The organism is Rhodobacter sp. 4.3.4, from assembly GCF_058724655.1.
The window spans coordinates 3,403,312-3,421,034 of the sequence record NZ_CM178967.1 but is presented as its reverse complement, the minus strand read 5'-3'; the positions used below and the strand labels follow the sequence as shown (position 1 = coordinate 3,421,034).

12 protein-coding genes are annotated in these 17,723 nt (G+C 67.3%); 6 read left to right on the top strand and 6 right to left on the bottom strand.

The window, feature by feature from the left end:
• Positions 1 to 58: 58 nt before the first annotated feature.
• Complete coding sequence (locus AC4PTB_RS16940; RefSeq protein ID WP_492191023.1) at positions 59 to 5,503, top strand: alpha-2-macroglobulin family protein; 5,445 nt, start codon at positions 59 to 61, stop codon at positions 5,501 to 5,503.
• Positions 5,500 to 7,554, top strand: a complete 2,055-nt coding sequence (gene pbpC, locus AC4PTB_RS16935; protein ID WP_492191022.1) for a penicillin-binding protein 1C — start codon at positions 5,500 to 5,502, stop codon at positions 7,552 to 7,554. Before AC4PTB_RS16940 ends, pbpC begins: the two co-directional genes overlap by 4 nt.
• A gap of 69 nt (positions 7,555 to 7,623) precedes the next feature.
• Here the strand turns inward: pbpC and AC4PTB_RS16930 are convergent, their stop codons facing one another.
• The 4 genes from AC4PTB_RS16930 to AC4PTB_RS16915 all read right to left on the bottom strand — a co-directional run bounded on the left by AC4PTB_RS16930 (position 7,624) and on the right by AC4PTB_RS16915 (position 12,663).
• Positions 7,624 to 8,799, bottom strand: coding sequence for an acetyl-CoA C-acyltransferase family protein (locus tag AC4PTB_RS16930; protein WP_492191021.1), 1,176 nt, complete (start codon positions 8,797 to 8,799; stop codon positions 7,624 to 7,626).
• 256 nt (positions 8,800 to 9,055) lie between these two features.
• Positions 9,056 to 9,787: a metallophosphoesterase family protein gene (locus AC4PTB_RS16925; protein WP_492191020.1), complete on the bottom strand. Its 732-nt coding sequence runs from the start codon at positions 9,785 to 9,787 to the stop codon at positions 9,056 to 9,058.
• 63 nt (positions 9,788 to 9,850) lie between these two features.
• Positions 9,851 to 11,446: a phosphoglycerate dehydrogenase gene (gene serA, locus AC4PTB_RS16920; RefSeq protein ID WP_492191019.1), complete on the bottom strand. Its 1,596-nt coding sequence runs from the start codon at positions 11,444 to 11,446 to the stop codon at positions 9,851 to 9,853.
• Positions 11,447 to 11,517: 71 nt separating this feature from the next.
• Complete coding sequence (locus tag AC4PTB_RS16915; protein WP_492191018.1) at positions 11,518 to 12,663, bottom strand: phosphoserine transaminase; 1,146 nt, start codon at positions 12,661 to 12,663, stop codon at positions 11,518 to 11,520.
• A gap of 156 nt (positions 12,664 to 12,819) precedes the next feature.
• Here AC4PTB_RS16915 and serB point away from each other — a divergent pair, with 156 nt between their 5' ends.
• Positions 12,820 to 13,692, top strand: coding sequence for a phosphoserine phosphatase SerB (gene serB, locus AC4PTB_RS16910; protein WP_492191017.1), 873 nt, complete (start codon positions 12,820 to 12,822; stop codon positions 13,690 to 13,692).
• Here the strand turns inward: serB and nagA are convergent.
• Positions 13,668 to 14,813, bottom strand: a complete 1,146-nt coding sequence (gene nagA, locus AC4PTB_RS16905) for an N-acetylglucosamine-6-phosphate deacetylase (protein ID WP_492191016.1) — start codon at positions 14,811 to 14,813, stop codon at positions 13,668 to 13,670. The two genes, serB and nagA, sit on opposite strands and share 25 nt — an antisense overlap.
• Positions 14,801 to 15,625: a glucosamine kinase nucleotide-binding domain-containing protein gene (locus tag AC4PTB_RS16900; RefSeq protein WP_492191015.1), complete on the bottom strand. Its 825-nt coding sequence runs from the start codon at positions 15,623 to 15,625 to the stop codon at positions 14,801 to 14,803. Before AC4PTB_RS16900 ends, nagA begins: the two co-directional genes overlap by 13 nt.
• Positions 15,626 to 15,758: 133 nt before the next feature.
• Here AC4PTB_RS16900 and AC4PTB_RS16895 point away from each other — a divergent pair, with 133 nt between their 5' ends.
• The 3 genes from AC4PTB_RS16895 (at position 15,759) to AC4PTB_RS16885 (ending at position 17,690) form a co-directional block, all read left to right on the top strand.
• Positions 15,759 to 16,388, top strand: coding sequence for a hypothetical protein (locus AC4PTB_RS16895; protein ID WP_492191014.1), 630 nt, complete (start codon positions 15,759 to 15,761; stop codon positions 16,386 to 16,388).
• Positions 16,389 to 16,559: 171 nt separating this feature from the next.
• Positions 16,560 to 17,333, top strand: coding sequence for a DUF6478 family protein (locus AC4PTB_RS16890; RefSeq protein WP_492191013.1), 774 nt, complete (start codon positions 16,560 to 16,562; stop codon positions 17,331 to 17,333).
• A 9-nt stretch (positions 17,334 to 17,342) separates the two neighbouring features.
• Complete coding sequence (locus AC4PTB_RS16885; RefSeq protein ID WP_492191012.1) at positions 17,343 to 17,690, top strand: hypothetical protein; 348 nt, start codon at positions 17,343 to 17,345, stop codon at positions 17,688 to 17,690.
• Positions 17,691 to 17,723 lie beyond the last annotated feature (33 nt).

Genomic DNA, 17,723 nt, shown 5'->3' with positions numbered 1-17,723 from the left:
GCGGTTGAACGAAACCCGACCGCATGAGAGCATCCGCGCATTCAGCCCGGAGGTTTCCATGCGTCTGTCCTCGGTCTTTCTTTCCTTCTGTGCAGTGATTGGCAGTATCGGCCCTGCGATGGCGCAGGATATCCCGCTTGTCCCTGAGCGACGGCTGTCGATTGCCGAGGGGATGGATCTTGCGGGCCGGGATCTGAGGCAGATTTTCGACACCACGCTTGAGGCTTGCGAAGCCGCCTGCCTGTCCGATTCGGCCTGTGAGGCGGTGACCTTCAACGCGCGCAGCAATTCCTGTTTCCCGAAGGCCGGGGTGACGGCGATGACGCCGTATCAGGGCGCGTTTTCGGGCGTGGTGGTGGCGGCGAACAAGGGCGCCGAGGCGCGGGCCAGAACCCGGGCCGCCGATCTGGATTTTCTGGCCGAGGGCAGTCTGACCGAGGCGACGGCGCTGGCGGCCTCGATGGGGCGGTTGCATCTGACGAATTTCACCAGCCCCGAAGAGCTGGCCGCGGGGCTGAAACAGGCCCGGGCGCAGGCGGACTGGGCGCGGGCGCAGGCTTTGGAGGGGGCGATGATCGTGCTCTCCGATGCCGCCGATCAATGGACGGATTATGCGGCGCTGGGCCTGCGGCTGGAGGATTCCGAGGCGGTCGGCCGCTCGGTTTCGGCGGCGGTGAACGGTTATCTGCGCGCGGCAAAGCCCGCCGGTCAGGCCGAGGCGCTCTTCGTTCTGGCGCAGGCGCTGGAAAAGGCCGATCGCACCCGCGAGGCGCTTTCGACGCTGCGACTGGCCACGACGCTGTCGGCGCGCGAGGATATCGCCGCCGCGCTGACTGAGGCCGAGGGCAAATACGGTTTCCGCATTCAGGACAACAGCGTCGAGGCCGATAGCGCAAGTCCCCGGATCTGTGCCAATTTCAACGCCGATCTGGTGAAGACCGGGGTCGATTACGTGCCTTTCGTGCAGCTGCCCGAAACCGGGCTTTCGGTCGAGGCCGAGGCGAACCAGATTTGTGTCGGCGGGGTGAAACACGGCCAACGCTATGCGCTGACCTTCCGCAAGGGCCTGCCCGCGGCGACGGGGGAAACGCTGGGCAAGGATGTCACGATCACCGCCTATGTGCGCGACCGGGCGCCTGCGGTCAGCTTCCCCGGCCGCGCCTATATCCTGCCGCGCGGGGCTGACAGTGGCGTGCCGGTGCAGACGGTGAACCTCAAGGGGCTGGATCTGAAGATCCTGCGGGTGTCGGACCGCAATCTGGTGGCCGCGATGCGCGAGGATTACTTTGCCCGTTCGATGGACGGCTGGTCGGTCGATTACTTCAAGAGCCAATATGCCGAGGAGGTCTGGCACGGCAGCGCCGAGGTGAAGATGGAGGTCAACCGCGACATGACCACCCGTCTGCCGGTGCAGGAGGTGACCGGGCCGCTCGGGGCGGGCATCTATGTGCTGACCGCGGCGGTGCCGGGGGCGGACCCCTATGAAAAGCCGCCCGCGGCGCAGTGGTTCATGATCTCGGATCTGGGGCTGACCAGCTATTCGGGCGCGGATGGGCTGACCGTCGCGGTGCGCGGGCTCTCGGATGCGGGCGCGGTCGAGGGCGCCGAGGTGCAACTGGTGTCCAAGGCCAATGCGGTGATCGCGACGGCCACGACCGATGCGGAGGGCGTGGTGCATTTCGCCCCCGAACAGGCCGCGGGCAAGGACAATGCCGCCCCGGCGCTGATCGCGGTCAGCCGCGGCGAGGATCTGGCCTATCTGTCGCTGACCGATGCGGAATTCGACCTGTCTGATCGCGGTGTCGAGGGGATGCCCCCCGCGCCCGCGATCGACGTTTTCCTGACCACCGACCGCGGCGCCTATCGTGCGGGCGAGACGGTGCATGCGACGGTTCTGGCCCGCGATGCCAGCACGCAGGCGATTGATGGCCTGCCGCTGACCGCCGTGCTGCTGCGGCCCGATGGCGTCGAATATTCCCGCGCCCTGACCGAGGATGCGGGCGCGGGCGGGCATACCATCGCCCTGCCGATTGGGGCGCAGGCGCCGCGCGGCACCTGGCGGCTGGATATCTTTGCCGATCCCAAGGGCGAACCGCTCGCCTCGGCCAAGGTCCTCGTGGAAGACTTCCTGCCCGAACGGATCGACGCCACCCTGACCCTGCCCGAAGGCGTTCTGGCCGGGGATGACATGCCGCTGATCGGGGTTTCGGCGCGCTATCTGTTCGGCGCGCCGGGGGCCGGGCTGGGCACCGAGGGCAGCTTCGCGTTGCGCACCGCGGCCGAGGTTCCGGGCTTCGCGGGATATGTCTTTGGGCGTCACGACACGACCTTCGAGACGTTTTTTGATAGTCTGGAGGCGGGCGAGACCGACGAGACCGGCGCGGCCGAGATTGCCGTCTCGCTGCCCGAGGCGGCGCTGAGTGCCGACCGCCCGCTGGAGGCGACCTTTGCGGTGGAAGTGCGCGAAGGCTCGGGCCGTCCGATCAGCCGCGAGATCAAGCGTCTGGTGATGCCCGCGGCGCCGGTTCTGGGGATCAAGCCGCAATTCGCCGAGGGCGCCGTGCCCGAGGGATCGCAGGCGGGCTTCGAGGTCACGACCCTCGGCCCGGATCTGCAGCCGGTGCCGATGGCGCTACATTGGGTGGTGAACAAGGTCGAGACCAGCTACCAGTGGTATGCGGTCAGTGGCTATTGGAACTGGGAGCCGATCACCCGCCGGACCCGCGTGGCCGAGGGCAAGGGCGATCTGACCGCGGCCGGGCCGCTGCAGATCGCGGCCAAGGTCGATTGGGGCCAATACGAGCTTGTCGTCGAGGACGAAAGCGGCGCGGTGGCCGCCAGCATGGCCTTTGACGCGGGTTGGTATGCCCCCGCCGATGTTCTGGCCAGCCCCGACCGGCTGCAACTGGCGCTCGACAAGCCCGCCTATGCGCTGGGCGACACGGCGCATCTGCGCATCGTCGCCCCGGCCCGGGGGGTGGCGCTGGTCTCGGTCCTGTCGAACCGGGTGGTGGCGCTGAAATCGGTCGAGGTCGAGGCCGGTGAAAACAGCATCGACCTGCCGGTGACGCAGGAATGGGGGGCGGGGGCCTATGTGACGGCCTCCGTGCTGCGGCCCTTGGCCGAAGAGGCGCCAAGCCGGGCCCCGAACCGGGCGATGGGTCTGGCCTATGCCACGGTCGATCCGGGCGAACGGGCGCTGAAGGCGGCCTTCGAGGTGCCCGCCGCCTCCGATCCGCGCGCGGCTTTGCCGGTGGCGCTGAAGGTCGACGGGATCAAGAAAGGCGAGACCGTTTACGCGACGATTGCGGCGGTGGATCTGGGCATTCTGAACCTGACCGGGTTCAAGGCGCCCGACCCTTCGGCGCATTACTTTGGCCAGCGCCGTCTGGGCGTCGGGCTGCGCGATGTCTACGGGCGGCTGATCGATGGTCGCAGCGGCGAGATGGGGGTGATCCGCGCCGGGGGCGATGCCGGGCGGGACATGACGCTGCAGGCGCCGCCGCCCACAGAGGAACTGGTGGCCTATTTCTCGGGCGCGCTGACCGCGGATGAGGATGGTGTGATCCGCACCAGTTTCGACCTGCCCGCCTTCAACGGCACGGTGCGGCTTTCGGCCGTGGTCTGGTCGAAGACCGGCGTTGGGCAGGCGTCGTCCGATGTTCTGGTCCGCGATCCGGTGGTGGTGACAGCCTCGGTGCCGCGGTTCCTGGCGCCGGGCGACAGCTCGCGGCTGCTTTTGGAGATCGTCCATGCCACCGGGCCTTCGGGGCGGATGGGGCTTGATGTGACCTCGGCCGGGCTGAGCCTTGGGGAGCGTCCTTCGGGCGTCGATCTGGCCGATCTGGGCAAGGCGGAAATCGCCGTGCCGGTGACAGCGCCCAAGGCCGAAGGGGTGCAGGAAATCCGGGTGGCGCTGACGACGCCCGATGGCAAGCTTCTGGAAAAGGTGCTGAAAATCCCCGTTCAGGACAACAGCCCCGAGGTGGCGCGGCAATCGCGCTTCGATCTTGCCGCGGGCAAGAGCTTCACCTTTGACGCCAATGTTTTCGCGGGCTTCCTGCCCGGTTCCGCCCGCGCGACCTTGGCGGCGGGGCCGATCGCCCGTTTCGACACGCCCGCGCTGTTGCAGGCGCTGGACCATTACCCCTATGGCTGCACCGAGCAGATCACCTCGACGGCGATGCCGCTGCTCTATCTCTCCTCGGTGGCCGAGGCGATGGAGCTGGGCACGCCCAAGGATATCGACGCGCGCATCGAAGTGGCGATTTCCAAGGTGCTGACCCATCAGGATGCCTCGGGCGCCTTCGGGCTTTGGGGGCCGATGTCGGGCGATGGCTGGCTCGATGCCTATGTCACCGATTTCCTTAGCCGCGCCCGCAAGGCCGGTCATGCGGTGCCGGACATGGCCTTCCGCAACGCGCTGGACAACCTGCGCAATCAGGTGAATTACGCGCCCGATTTCGACCGGACCAGCAATGGCGGCGGCCGGGTTCTGGCCTATCAGCTGATGGTTCTGGCGCGCGAAGGCGCGGCCTCGATTGGCGATCTGCGTTATTTCGCCGATGTGAAGGGCGATGATTTCGCGACGCCGCTCGCGATGGCGCAACTGGGGGCGGCGCTGGCCTCCTATGGCGATCAGACCCGGGCCGATGCGATGTTTGCCCGGGCGGCCAAGTCGGTCTCGGCTTTGGGCGATGAAAAGCCGGTCTGGCGCGACGATTATGGCACCTATCTGCGCGATGCCGCGGCGGTGCTGGCGCTGGCGTCGGAAGCGGGTTCGACTGCGGTCAATCCCGAGACGGTGGGCCAATCGGTGATCGCGCGTCTGGGCAGCACGCCCTTGTCGACGCAGGAGGCGAGTTGGACGCTGCTGGCCGCCCACGCGCTGATCGACCGGCCCGGGGCAGAGGGGCTGACGGTGGATGGCGCTCCGGTGACCGGGCCGCTCGTCAAGGTGATCGACGCCGAGACGGCTGGTCGCGCGCTGGCGATTGCGAACACCGGCGACGCCCCGCAGACGCTGACCCTGACCACGGTCGGCGTGCCCGAGGTGGCGGAAAAGGCCGGGGGCAAGGGCTGGGCGATTGTGCGCAGCTATTACACGCTGGAGGGCGAAGAGGTTGATGCCACCAAGGTTGCCCAAGGCACGCGGCTGGTGACGGTGCTGGAAATCAAGCCGCTTGGCCGTCAGGAAGCGCGGCTGATGGTCAATGATCCGCTGCCCGCGGGCTTCGAGATCGACAACCCGAACCTGATCCGCGCGGGCGATCTGGCGGCGCTTGACTGGCTTTCGGTCGAGGAAAATCCGCTCACGACCGAGTTCCGGCAGGATCGGTTCCTGGCCGCGCTGGATTGGCAAAGCGATCAGCCGTTCCGGCTGGCCTATGTCGTGCGCGCGGTCAGCCCCGGGACCTTCGTCCATCCGGCGGCCTCGGTCGAAGACATGTATCGCCCCGAGATGCGGGCGCATGGCGAGACCGGGGTGGTGACGGTGGAATGACACTGCACCTGCGGGCGGCGGGGGTTTTCACCGCCGCCCTTGTTCTGCTGTCGGTGGCGGGCCTGCGCGACGGGCTGGAACGCTGGGTCGCCACCGCGCCGCTGCCGCCCCTGGGGGTGGATGTCGGCACCGAGGTTCTGGCCCGTGACGGCACGATCCTGCGCGCCTTTCCGGTCGCTGATGGCCGCTGGCGGCTGGCCCCCGGTCCGGTCGATCCGGCCTATCTGACGGCGCTGGTCGCCTATGAAGACGGCCGGTTTTACCACCATTCCGGCGTCGACCCCATCGCCGTGCTGCGGGCCGGGGCGCAGATGCTGTGGAACGGGCAGGTGGTCTCGGGCGCTTCGACGCTGACGATGCAGGTGGCGCGACTGCTGGAGGAAGGCTCGACCGGCCGACTGGATGGCAAGCTGCGGCAGGCGCGGCTGGCGCTGGCGCTGGAGCGGCATCTGAGCAAGGCGCAACTCCTTGATCTCTATCTGCGACTGGCGCCCTTTGGCGGCAATGTCGAAGGCGTCCGGGCGGCGTCGCTGGCCTGGTTTGGCAAGGAGCCGCGGCGGCTGTCCCCGGCCGAGGCGGCGCTGCTGATCGCCCTGCCGCAATCGCCCGAGACCCGCCGCCCGGACCGCTTTCCAAAGGCCGCCAAGATCGCCCGCGACCGGGTTCTGGATCGTCTGGCCGCCGAAGCCGTTCTGGCCCCCGATGCGGCGGCGGCGGCCAAGGCCGAACCGATCCCGACGCGGCGGCGCGATTTTCCCGCGCTCGCCCCGCATCTGACCGAACGGCTTGCCGCCGCCGCGCCGCGCGGGGCGCGGATCGAGACGACGATCGCGCCGGGGCTGCAACGCGCGGCCGAGGCGCTGGCAGGCCGGGCGGTGGCGGGGCAGGCCGGGCAGGTCTCGGTGGCGCTTCTGGTGGCCGATCACCGGACCGGCGAGATCCTCGCCTCGGTCGGCGGCGCCGCCTGGACCGATGCGAAACGGGCGGGGTTTCTGGACCTGACCCAGGCGCCGCGCTCGCCCGGATCGACGCTGAAACCCTTCGTCTATGCGCTGGCCTTCGATGACGGTCTGGCCCATCCCGAAACCCTGATCGAGGACCGCCCGGTGGCCTTCGGCCCGTGGCGGCCGCAAAATTTCGACCGCAGTTTTCGCGGCACCGTGCCGGTGCGGCAGGCGCTGTCGCTCTCGCTCAACATCTCGGTCGTCAGCCTGACCGAGGCTTTGGGGCCTGAGCGGCTGCTCTCCAGCTTGCGCAAGGCCGGGGCGAAGGTGCTGTTGCCAAGCGATGCGCCGCCCGGTCTGGCGGTCAGTCTGGGCGGGGTGGGGATGAGCTTGCAGGATCTGGTTCAGGCCTATGCGGCGCTGGCCCGGCTGGGCCGCCCCTTGCGGCTTTCGGCCGAGGCGGGCAAGGCCGGTCCGCGCGATGGCGCGCTTTTCGGCCCGGTCGCGGCCTGGCAGGTGGTGGAAATCCTGTCGCGCATCCCGCCGCCGCCCGGGGCGGCGCCAAACCGGATCGCCTTCAAGACCGGCACCTCCTATGGCCATCGCGACGCGCTGGCGCTGGGCTTTGACGGCGCCCATGTCGCGGGTGTCTGGATGGGCCGCGCCGATGGCACGCCGGTTCCGGGCGCCTTTGGCGGCGAGCTGGCGGCGCCGGTGCTGTTCGAACTGTTCGACCGTATCGGCGCCGCCCGCGCCCCCCTGCCGCCGCCGCCGCCCGCGACGCTGATCCTGCCCAATGCCCGGCTGCCGCAGCCGCTGCAGCGCTTCCGCCCCCGCGACGCGGCCTTTGCGACGGTGGTCGCGGGCGCCCCGGAAGTGACCTTCCCGCCCGAGGACGCCGAGATCGAGATGGCGGGGCAGGGGCTGACGGTGAAGCTGCGCGGCGGCGCGCCGCCCTTCACCTGGTTGGCGAATGGCGCGCCGCTGCTGGTGGGCAGCCGGACGCGGGAAACCGTGCTCGACCTGACCGGCCCGGGCTTCGTGTCGCTGACCGTGCTGGATGCGCAGGGGCGCAGCGACCACCGGCAGATCGTGCTCAAACCGTGAGAAGGGCGTATTTTTGCCAAGAAAAAACAGCTGCTTTTTCTTGGTCCAAATACGCCCTTGCGACGGGGGTCAGAGGCGCTCGATCGCCAGTGCAATCCCCTGACCGCCCCCGATGCACATGGTGATCAGGCCAAGCCGACCGCCAGTCCGGTGCAGGTGATAAAGCGTCTTCACCGTCAGGATTGCCCCGGTGGCACCGACCGGATGGCCCATCGCGATGGCGCCGCCGTTCGGGTTGACCTTGGCCGGATCGAGGTCAAGCGCACGTGAAACAGCAAGCGCCTGCGCTGCGAAAGCCTCGTTGCTTTCGATCACGTCGAAATCCGTGACCCTCAGCCCGGTCCTTTCGCACAAAAGCCGCACCGCCGGGATCGGGCCAAGGCCCATCACCTCGGGGCGCACGCCCGCGACGGCGAAACCGCGGATGCGCGCCAAGGGTTTCAAGCCGGTCGCCATCGCGGCCTCCTCGCGCGCGATCACCAGCGCCGCGGCACCGTCATTGATGCCCGAGGCATTGCCCGCCGTCACCGAGCCGCCCTTGAGGAAGGCGGGTTTCAGCGCGGCCAGTTTTTCCAGCGTGGTGGTCTTCGGGTGTTCGTCGGTGTCGAAAATCACCGTGCCCTTGCGCGTGGCGATCTCGACGGGCACGATTTCCTCCTTGAAGGCCCCCGCCGCAATCGCCGCCGCGGCCCGGATCTGGCTTTGCAGCGCGAAAGCGTCCTGATCCTCGCGCGTGATGCCGCATTCGGTGGCGACGTTTTCCGCCGTCACCCCCATATGGCCGGTGCCGAAGGGGCAGGACAGCGCCCCCAGCATCATGTCGATCACGCTGGCATCGCCCATCTTTTGCCCGAACCGCGCGGCGGGCAGGATATAGGGTGCGCGGCTCATCACGTCGACACCGCCCGCCAGCGCGAAATCGCCCTCGCCCAGCATCAGCGCCTGTGCGGCCGAGACAATGGCCTGCACCCCCGAGCCGCAAAGCCGGTTCACGTTCATCGCGGGCGTTTCGACCGGCACGCCCGCCTGCAAGGCCGCGACGCGGCCGACATACATGTCGCGCGGTTCGGTGTTCAGGATATGGCCCATCACCACCTGATTGATCTGTTCGGGCGCGACGCCCGAGCGCGCCAGCGCCGCCCGCGTGGCGATTGTGGCCAGATCGACGGGCGCAAGGCCCGCAAGGCTGCCGCCAAAGCCGCCGATGGCGGTCCGTGCGCCCGAAAGAATGACAATGCCGGTCATGAGCTCCCCTCCGCTGCAATGCGGAAAGGTTATCTCTGCCCCGGGGGCGGGGAACAGGGCTTTGGCCCGGCGTGACGGAACGTCACTTTCTCAGAAGCCGAAGGCCCAGACCAACCGCAGTTCCGTGCGCCCCTCTGCCCCGTCGGGATGGGTGACGATCCAATGGGTGCGCAGGCGTGGTGTCGATCTTGTCCGCATCGGAGCCTCCGGGGTGCTGTTTCCGGAATCATGCGCCGAATTGGTTAATGTGGCGTTCTCAGCCCAGGGCCACCCGGCCCCGGTCGGTCAGCAGCCAGGCCTGCCGCCCCTCGATCACCGCGGCGGAGAGCGGCCCGCCATAGCCGGCCGAGCTGTCAAGGTTCAGCCGGTTGCCGTAATGGCTGGGAGCGTCAAGCGCGGTATGGCCATGCACGATCAGCGCGCCGTGATCGCGGGGGTCTTCCAGAAACGGGGCGCGGATCCAGAGCAGGTCATCCTCGGTCTGCGCGGTCAGCGGCACGCCGGGGCGAATGCCCGCATGCACGAAGATCGCTTCGTCGCGCTGATGAAAGAGCGGCAGACCGGCCAGCCAGCGGCGATGCGTGGGCGGCACGGCGGCAAGCGCCTCGGCATGGACCTGCCCCGTGGGCCGGTTCGCCGGTTCGCGGATGCCGTAGGAAGCCAGCGTCTCGGGCCCGCCCAGCCGCGGATGCATCCAGGTGTATTCGGCGCGCAGCCGCGGGTCGCGGCCGAAGGGATCTTCGAGGAAAATCGAGAACATCCGGTCGTGATTGCCCTTGAGCACGATCAGAGTGTCGTCGGTTTGCTGCCGCTCGAACAGATGGGCGATCACCCCCGCCGCATTCGGGCCGCGGTCGACGAGATCGCCCAGCACCACCACGGGGCTGTCGGGGGCGCCTTCCCGGGCGCGGTCGGTTTCGATCCGGTCGAAGGCGCGCATCATCAGGTCATATTGGCCGTGGATGTCGCCGATTGCATAGGTCTGCATGGTCTCTCCAACGAAAAGGCCCCCCGCGGTCGCGGAGGGCCTGGTAACGCCTTGAATCTAGGATCAGGCGATGTTGAATTCCAGCGGTTTCACCTGTTGGAAGAGGCCGGTGGCTTCAAGTTCGGACACAACCTTGGCATCGAGCGCCTCGTCGAGATAGGCGATGGCGATGGCCTCACCGCCTGCGGCCGCGCGGCCCAGGGTGAAGTTCGCCAGGTTGACCTTGTGTTCGCCCAAGAGCGTGCCAAGCTTGCCGATGATGCCGGGCACGTCCTTGTTGGTCGTGTAAAGCATGTGGCGGCCGACCTCGGCATCGACATTGATGCCCTTGATCTGGATGAAGCGCGGCTTGCCATCCGAGAAGCAGGTGCCCGCAATCGACCGCTCGCGCTTGTCGGTGACGACGGTGATCTTGATGTAGCCGTCGAACACGCCCGACTTGTCTTGCGTCGTGGTCGAAAGCTGGATGCCGCGTTCTTTGGCGATCACCGGGGCCGAGACCATGTTCACGTCCGGGTTCACCCGGCTCATGATCCCGGCGATGACGGCGCATTCGAGCGCACGCAGGTTCATCGTCGAGGCGGTGCCGTCATAGGTGACGTTGATCGCGGTGATCGGCTCGTCGGTCATCTGGCCGATGAAGGCGCCCAGATATTCGGCGAGCTTCACCCACGGCCCCATGACGCGGGCTTCGTCGGCGGTCATCGAGGGCATGTTGAGCGCGTTTTCGACGGCGCCATCCAGCAGGTAATTCGCCATCTGCTCGGCCACCTGCAGGGCGACGTTTTCCTGCGCTTCCGAGGTCGAGGCGCCCAGATGCGGCGTGCAGACGACATTCGGCAGGTTGAAGAGCGGGTTGGTTTCCGCCGGTTCGACCGAGAACACGTCAAAGGCGGCGCCCGCGACATGGCCCGATTTCAGCATGTCGGCCAGTGCCTCTTCGTCCACCAGACCGCCGCGGGCGCAGTTGATGATGCGCACGCCGGGCTTGGTCTTGGCGAGGTTTTCGCGGCTCAGGATGTTGCGGGTGCTGTCGGTCAGCGGCACGTGAAGCGTGATGAAATCGGCGCGGCGGAGCAGCTCTTCCAGCTCAACCTTATCGACGCCCATCTTCTCGGCCTTTTCTTCCGACAGGAAGGGATCGTAAGCGATCACTTTCATCTTCAGGCCCTTGGCGCGATCGCAGACGATCCCGCCGATATTGCCCGCGCCGATCACGCCCAGCGTCTTGGCCGTCAGCTCGACGCCCATGAATTTCGACTTTTCCCATTTGCCAGCATGGGTCGAGGCCGAGGCCTCGGGGATTTGCCGCGCCACGGCGAACATCATCGCGATCGCATGTTCGGCAGTGGTGATCATGTTGCCAAAGGGCGTGTTCATCACGATCACGCCTTTTTTCGACGCCGCTTCCTTGTCGACGTTGTCGACACCGATCCCGGCGCGGCCGACGACCTTCAGATTGGTCGCCTTTTCCAGAAGCGCCGCGGTGACCTTGGTCGCCGAGCGGATGGCCAGGCCATCATAATTGCCGATGATCTCGGCCAGTTTTTCCTTGTCCTTGCCGAGCTTGGGCTGGAAATCCACCTCGATGCCGCGATCGCGGAAGATCTGCACGGCAGCATCGGAGAGTTCGTCAGAGATCAGAACCTTGGGGGCCATTTCATGGGCTCCTGAAATTTCGGAAATGTGGGAAAGGATGGGCGCGGCCTGCGCCCATCGCAGTTCTGAAATCAGGCTTGCGCCGCGATTTCCGCCTCGAAGGCATAGGCGAGCCAGGGCATCAGGGCCTCGACATCGGCTTTTTCGATGGTCGAGCCGCACCAGATCCGCAGACCGGCAGGGGCATCGCGATAGGCGCCGATATCCAGCGCAACCCCTTCTTTTTCAAGGCGTTTGGCAACAGCCTTGGCAAAGGCGGCGCCGTCCTTGATGCGGGCGTCGTTGAACTTGAGGCAGACCGAGGTCGTGGAGGCCGTCGCCGGATCGTTCGCCAGATTGGCAATCCACGGATTGGCGGCGCAGAAGTCCCAGACCACTTTGGCGTTCGCGGCGGCACGGTCGACCAGGCCTTTCAGCCCGCCGATGCTCTTCGCCCATTTCATCGCCACCAGATAATCTTCGACGCAGAGCATCGAGGGGGTGTTGATGGTTTCGCCAACAAAGATGCCTTCGATCAGCTTGCCCTTGGAGGTCAGGCGGAAGATCTTCGGCAGCGGCCAGGCCGGGGTGTAGCTTTCCAGCCGTTCCACCGCGCGGGGCGACAGGATCAGCACGCCATGGCCGCCTTCGCCGCCCAGCACCTTCTGCCAGGAGAAGGTGGTGACATCGAGCTTGTCCCAGGGCAGGTCCATCGCAAAGGCCGCCGAGGTGGCGTCGCAGATGGTCAGGCCTTCGCGGTCGGCCGGGATCTTGTCGCCATTCGGCACGCGCACACCAGAGGTGGTGCCGTTCCAGGTGAAGACGACATCGGTGTTGAAATCGACCGTGGCGAAATCGACGATGTCGCCGTAGCCAGCCTCTTTCACTTCGGCGTCAAGTTTCAGCTGCTTGACGACATCGGTGACCCAGCCGGAGCCGAAGCTTTCCCAGGCGCACATCGTCACCTTGCGGGCGCCCAGAAGCGACCAGAGCGCCATTTCGACGGCGCCGGTGTCAGAGGCGGGCACGATGCCGATGCGGTAATCCGCCGGAACGCCCAGAATTTCGCGGGTCAGGTCGATGGCTTCTTTCAGCTTGTTCTTGCCGATGGCGGCACGGTGCGACCGGCCAAGCGGCGCATCCGAGAGCATGTCGAGGGAGAAACCGGGGATCTTCGCGCAGGGGCCCGAAGAGAAACGTGCATTCGCCGGACGGGTGGCCGGGGCAGTATTCGTCATGTCGCTATCCTTCCAGATAAACGCCCTTCGTTGGGGAAGGGTGTCCCGCCGTCGCTGCTACAGGTTTTGCCCCTCTGGCACAAGATGGAAAATCACGCTAAAGCGCCGCATCGGATTTCAAAAGCGACATCCCTCCAGCCCCGGGACCCCTGATCCATGTTCATCGCCACGCTTCTCGCCGACCCGAAAGCCGCCAATCTGGAGGCGGTCACGGTCACCTCGCTGCGCAATGCCTGGGGGGGCGGAGAGGTCCGCTGGCTGGCCCCCGGCATCGCCGCCGAATTCCCGATCGACAGGATGCCCGAGAACCGCTGGCAGGTCTGGGACGATCTGCAGAAGCTGGGGTTCGACCTTGTGGTGCAGGGGGCCGAGGGGCGGAAGAAAAAGATGCTGCTGGCCGATATGGACAGCACGATGATCCAGCAGGAATGCATCGACGAGCTGGCCGATGTGGCAGGCGTCGGCGCGCAGGTGAGTGCGATCACCGCCCGCGCGATGAATGGGGAACTGGATTTCGAAGGCGCGCTGACCGAGCGGCTGGGGCTTTTGCGCGGTCTGTCCGAAAGCGTCATCGGCCGGGTGATTGCCGAGCGCATTACCTTCATGCCGGGCGGTCATGACCTGTTGCGGACGATGAAGGCGAACGGCGCCTATTGTGCGCTGGTGTCGGGCGGATTTACCGCCTTCACCGGCTATGTCGCTGAAACGCTTGGCTTTGACGAGAACCGGGCGAATGTTCTGGGCATCGAGGACGGAAAGCTGACCGGGGTTCCGGTGTGGCCCATCCTGGGGCGCGAAGCCAAGGTTCAGGCGTTTCTGGAAATTTCGGAAAGACTGAAACTGGCGCATTCCGAGGTGATGGCGGTGGGCGACGGCGCCAATGATCTGGGCATGCTGCAGCTGGCCGGGGCGGGGGTGGCGCTGCACGCCAAGCCCTCGGTCGCGGCGCAATGCGATATCCGCATCAACCACGGCGATCTTTCGGCGCTGCTTTATATTCAGGGCTATGCGGTGGGCGAGTTCGCCTGAAGCTGACCGCCCTGCCAGACGCGGGTCAGTGCCCAGTCGTCGGTCAGATGCACCAGATCGGCGGGCAGGCCGGGGGCGATCCGCCCGCGGTTTGACCCGATCAGCGCCGCCGGGCGCGCGGTGGCCATGGTCAGCGCCTGTTCGGGCGACAGCCCCAGGATCCCGACACAGAATCGCATCGCGTCGGGCAGGCTCAGATCCGCCCCGGCCAGCGTGTCGTTTTCCGTCCTCAGGCTGCGGTTGGCACGATGGATGCGTTGCCCCGCCAGATCGAATCCGGTCAGATCGGTGCCCGCGACCGCCATCGCATCGGTGACAAGGAAGATCCGCTCCCCCGCCAGCCGTAGGGCCAGCCGGGCCGAGTCGGCGCAGACATGCAGGCCATCGGCGATCAGGCCGCAGGCGAAGGGCAGCGACAGGGCGGCGCCGACCAGCCCCGGCTCGCGCGACCCAAGCGGACTCATCGCATTGTAAAGATGCGTCACCGCCCGCGCGCCCGCCGCGAAGGCGGCTTGCGCCTGCGCCATGCTGCAATCGGAATGACCCAGCGCCACCACCACCCCCGCCTCGGTCAGCCGGGCGATCTGATCGGGCGACACCGCAGCGGGGGCCACGGTCAGCAGCAGTGCGGGCAGACCGGCGCGGGCCTCGCACAGCGTCAGAAGGTCGTCCTCGGTCATCGGCCGGATGTGCGCGGCCGGATGGCAGCCGGGCCGTTTCGGGTCGAGATGCGGCCCTTCGAGATGCAGGCCAAGGAACCCCGGCACCCGGCCCACTGCCGCCACACCGGCGGCCAGAACCGCGCGGGTCTGCCGGGCCGAGGTGGTGATCAGCGTGGGCAAAAGCCCGGTCGTGCCAAGGCGCGCATGGGCGGAACAGATCGTGGCGATCTCGGCCAGCGGATCATCGCCCGAAAGCATCACCCCGCCGCCGCCATTCACCTGCAGGTCGATCAGCCCGGGCGCAAGCAGGCCGCCGTCCAGCATGATCCGCTCGGCTTCGGACGTGTCCTCCATGGGCAGGATCGCCGCGATCCGGTCGCCCTCGATCACCACCGCCTGTCCGTCGTGACACCGGGTCCCGTCGAACAGCCGTGCCCCGGTCAGGATCACGCGGCCCATGTTGCCGGGTCCCGCGCCATCGCCATCGCGCCGTCAAGCGCCGTGCCCAAAGGCTCGGCCCGCGGCCAGTCGGTCAGCGCCAGCGTCGGACCGAGCCCGCCCAGCCAGACCACCGGCAGCGGCGGGTCGGTCTGCAACAGCCCGATCGCCGCGCGCAGCTCGGCCCGGGTCTCGGCCAGCACATGGCGCGACAGCGGATCGTCGAAGGCGCTCGCCATGCGATGCACCAGCAGCGCGTGATCGGCAGGCGTCTTTTGCAGCGTGAAGGCGACCAGCCCCGGACCGCCGCCCAGATCCGCAAGGATCGCCCGCGCCAGCGGCGAGAGCGGCGCATAGCCATCCAGCATCCGGGTGATCCGGTTCAGCATCAGCCGCCCCATCCAGGCGCCCGAGGCCTCGTCGCCCAGCCGGAACCCCCAGCCGCCGATCGCCGTGACCTGCCCGCCCAACTGCCGCGCAAAGACCGAGCCGGTGCCGATTGCCGCCATGATCCCGTCGCCCGTTCCCAGCGCGCCGCGCAGCGAGGTGGTCACATCCTGCACCACCTTGGCCCGGAACGGCAGCGCCGCCTCAAGCCGCAGCGCCGCGCCCGAGAGATTCGCCCCGGCGACGCCCAGCACCGCCCGCACCTGATCGAGCGGCCGGTCCGCGATCACCCGCAGCGCCAGCCCGCGCAGGCTGTCCAGTGCCGCTTCGAAATCGGTGGCGATATTCGCGGGCCCGCCCTCGGCCCGGTCCAGCGCGCGGCCTTCGGCATCGCACAGAACCGCCCGGCAGCCGCTGCCGCCGCCATCAATCGCAAGATAGACCATATTCGCCTCCGTTCGGGCCAAGATGCCGTGACCCGACGGAAGCGGCAAGGCGAAACCCGCCCGGGGGGCAACTCGGCGCTTGTCGCCGGGTCGCGCGCCTTGATAGGAAGAGCCGCGCGAGCAGGGGGGGATGATGCGACGGATCTTGATCACTCTGTGTCTGAGCCTTGTCCTGTCGGGCTGCGTCACGGCGCTGCCGTTCAAACTCGAGCTGCCCTTGCCGAAGCACAAGCCGGTCACCGGCCGGGTCACCCTGCAACAGGGCGAGATGACCCTGCTGGCGCCGGACGGGTTCTGTGTCGATCCCGGCTCGACCCGCGACGGGCCGGAGGGCAGCTTCGTGCTCTGGGGCAGCTGTGCCGCGATCGGCGGCGATCCGCGCGCGCCGCGACCGGCGCAAAAGGCGCTGCTCAGCGCCACGATCGGACCGCTCAGCGCGGATCCGGTCGAGACCGCCTTCGACAGCTACGAGGCGTTTTTCAAAAGCCGGGCCGGGCGGGCGGCGCTGGCGCGGTCGGGCAAGGCGCGGGATGTGCGGATCCTGGCGGTGAAGCGCGAGGAGCGGCGGTTGCTTTTGAAAATCGCCGATCGCTCCGCCCCGGACACCGCTCCGGTGGACCCGGTCTACTGGCGCGAGATCATCGGTCTGGGCGGCCATGTCGCGGCGCTGTCGGTGCTGCCGCTGGCGGGCAGCGCGCTGGATGACGCGACTCAGCTGGAATTGCTTGCGGCTTTCGACGAGACCATTCATGATCTGAATTGATCCCATTTGGAGAGTGCCTGAAATGTGTTTCGCGACAGGGTTGCGGCGCGTTCGAAATGCGGTGTTTCATCCCGATTTTAAGCTTCATTTCTGCCCGGAGCCGGTGCAAAACAACCTCTGCATAACCAGCCTCTGGTATGATGGTGGCGTCCTCGGATCGCCAAGGTGAACATGTCCGGAAAGTCCAATTCACTCCTTGACCGTCTGGCGCAAGGCAGGATGCTGGCGCGCTGGGAACGGGCCGGGCGCAAGGTGTCCCGGCTTGGCCCGGCAGAGCTTGCGCAGCTGCGCGACGATGCGCAGTCGCTGCGGCGCACGCTGGACCGGGTGCTGTTTCGGGCCGAGGAGCATCTGGCCCTGTCGGTCGCTGGCGGTGACGGGATCGAGCGCCCGCTTGGCTGCGACTGGATCTGGCGGCCGGATCTTTGGCGCGGTCCGGTGGTGCCGGCGGGGCGTGTCGGGATTGAAAGCCGGACCGGGATCGGCGCCGATGCGACGCTGTTTCACGATTGCCACGACAGCGAGATCACGCTGCGGCAGATCCGCAACCGCGCGCCGCAGGATGCCGCGCCGTTCGGGCTGCGGCTGGATGTGTTCCGCTTCGACGGCTCGTTTCTGTCGCTGGTGCTTGATCTGCCCGAGACGGGCGTGGCGGGGCTGAAGCGCAATCATCTGATCCGGCTGGCGATGTCGGTCGAGCTGGAACGTCCGCTCGAGATTTTCTGTCGTCTGAACGTCAAGCACGGGCCGAACACCGATCAGCTGGTGCGGGAAATGCCGCTGGGCGGCGGGGCGGATTTCGTCGAATTCGATCTGGCCTATACGAAGATGAACGAAAAGCGGGTCGAAAAGGCCTGGGTCGATCTGATCTTCGAGGGGCCGCAGATGAACCAGATCCTGCTGCGGGATCTGTCCGTGGCGCGGCATCCGCGCGCCAATATCTGAGAGGGCGGGATGCTGGAAGGATCGCGGATTGCGGCGGGGCGCTGGGAAGGTCTGTGGACCGGCGCGGCGGAGCCGAACCTCAAGGTCACGCATCAGGAGCGGGAGCTGCCCGATCTTGCCTGCGAGGCGCTGGAGGGGGGGCGCTGGCGGCTGAGCCTGCCGATCCCGGTGGAGCTGCTCTCGGATGGGGTGCAGACCTTCGTCTTGCGCGCGGGCGACGACACGGTGGGGCATTTTACCGTTGTTGCGGGCCAGCCGCTCGAGGCGGATCTGCGCGCCGAACTTGATCTGCTGCGGGCGGAACTGGATCTGCTGAAGCGGGCGTTCCGGCGCCATTGCGTCGAGACCGGCGCCTGAGGCTGAAGCCTGAGGTCGGAGCCTGAGGCTGGG

Excerpts from the sequence above, each read along its gene's own strand:
- AC4PTB_RS16890 (WP_492191013.1), top strand. The coding sequence starts at position 16,560 with ATGTCCGGAAAGTCCAATTCACTCCTTGACCGTCTGGCGCAAGGCAGG.
- serB (WP_492191017.1), top strand. The coding sequence starts at position 12,820 with ATGTTCATCGCCACGCTTCTCGCCGACCCGAAAGCCGCCAATCTGGAG.
- AC4PTB_RS16885 (WP_492191012.1), top strand. The coding sequence starts at position 17,343 with ATGCTGGAAGGATCGCGGATTGCGGCGGGGCGCTGGGAAGGTCTGTGG.
- AC4PTB_RS16940 (WP_492191023.1), top strand. The coding sequence starts at position 59 with ATGCGTCTGTCCTCGGTCTTTCTTTCCTTCTGTGCAGTGATTGGCAGT.
- nagA (WP_492191016.1), bottom strand. The coding sequence starts at position 14,813 with ATGGGCCGCGTGATCCTGACCGGGGCACGGCTGTTCGACGGGACCCGG.
- AC4PTB_RS16915 (WP_492191018.1), bottom strand. The coding sequence starts at position 12,663 with ATGACGAATACTGCCCCGGCCACCCGTCCGGCGAATGCACGTTTCTCT.
- AC4PTB_RS16895 (WP_492191014.1), top strand. The coding sequence starts at position 15,759 with ATGCGACGGATCTTGATCACTCTGTGTCTGAGCCTTGTCCTGTCGGGC.
- serA (WP_492191019.1), bottom strand. The coding sequence starts at position 11,446 with ATGGCCCCCAAGGTTCTGATCTCTGACGAACTCTCCGATGCTGCCGTG.
- pbpC (WP_492191022.1), top strand. The coding sequence starts at position 5,500 with ATGACACTGCACCTGCGGGCGGCGGGGGTTTTCACCGCCGCCCTTGTT.
- AC4PTB_RS16925 (WP_492191020.1), bottom strand. The coding sequence starts at position 9,787 with ATGCAGACCTATGCAATCGGCGACATCCACGGCCAATATGACCTGATG.
- AC4PTB_RS16930 (WP_492191021.1), bottom strand. The coding sequence starts at position 8,799 with ATGACCGGCATTGTCATTCTTTCGGGCGCACGGACCGCCATCGGCGGC.
- AC4PTB_RS16900 (WP_492191015.1), bottom strand. The coding sequence starts at position 15,625 with ATGGTCTATCTTGCGATTGATGGCGGCGGCAGCGGCTGCCGGGCGGTT.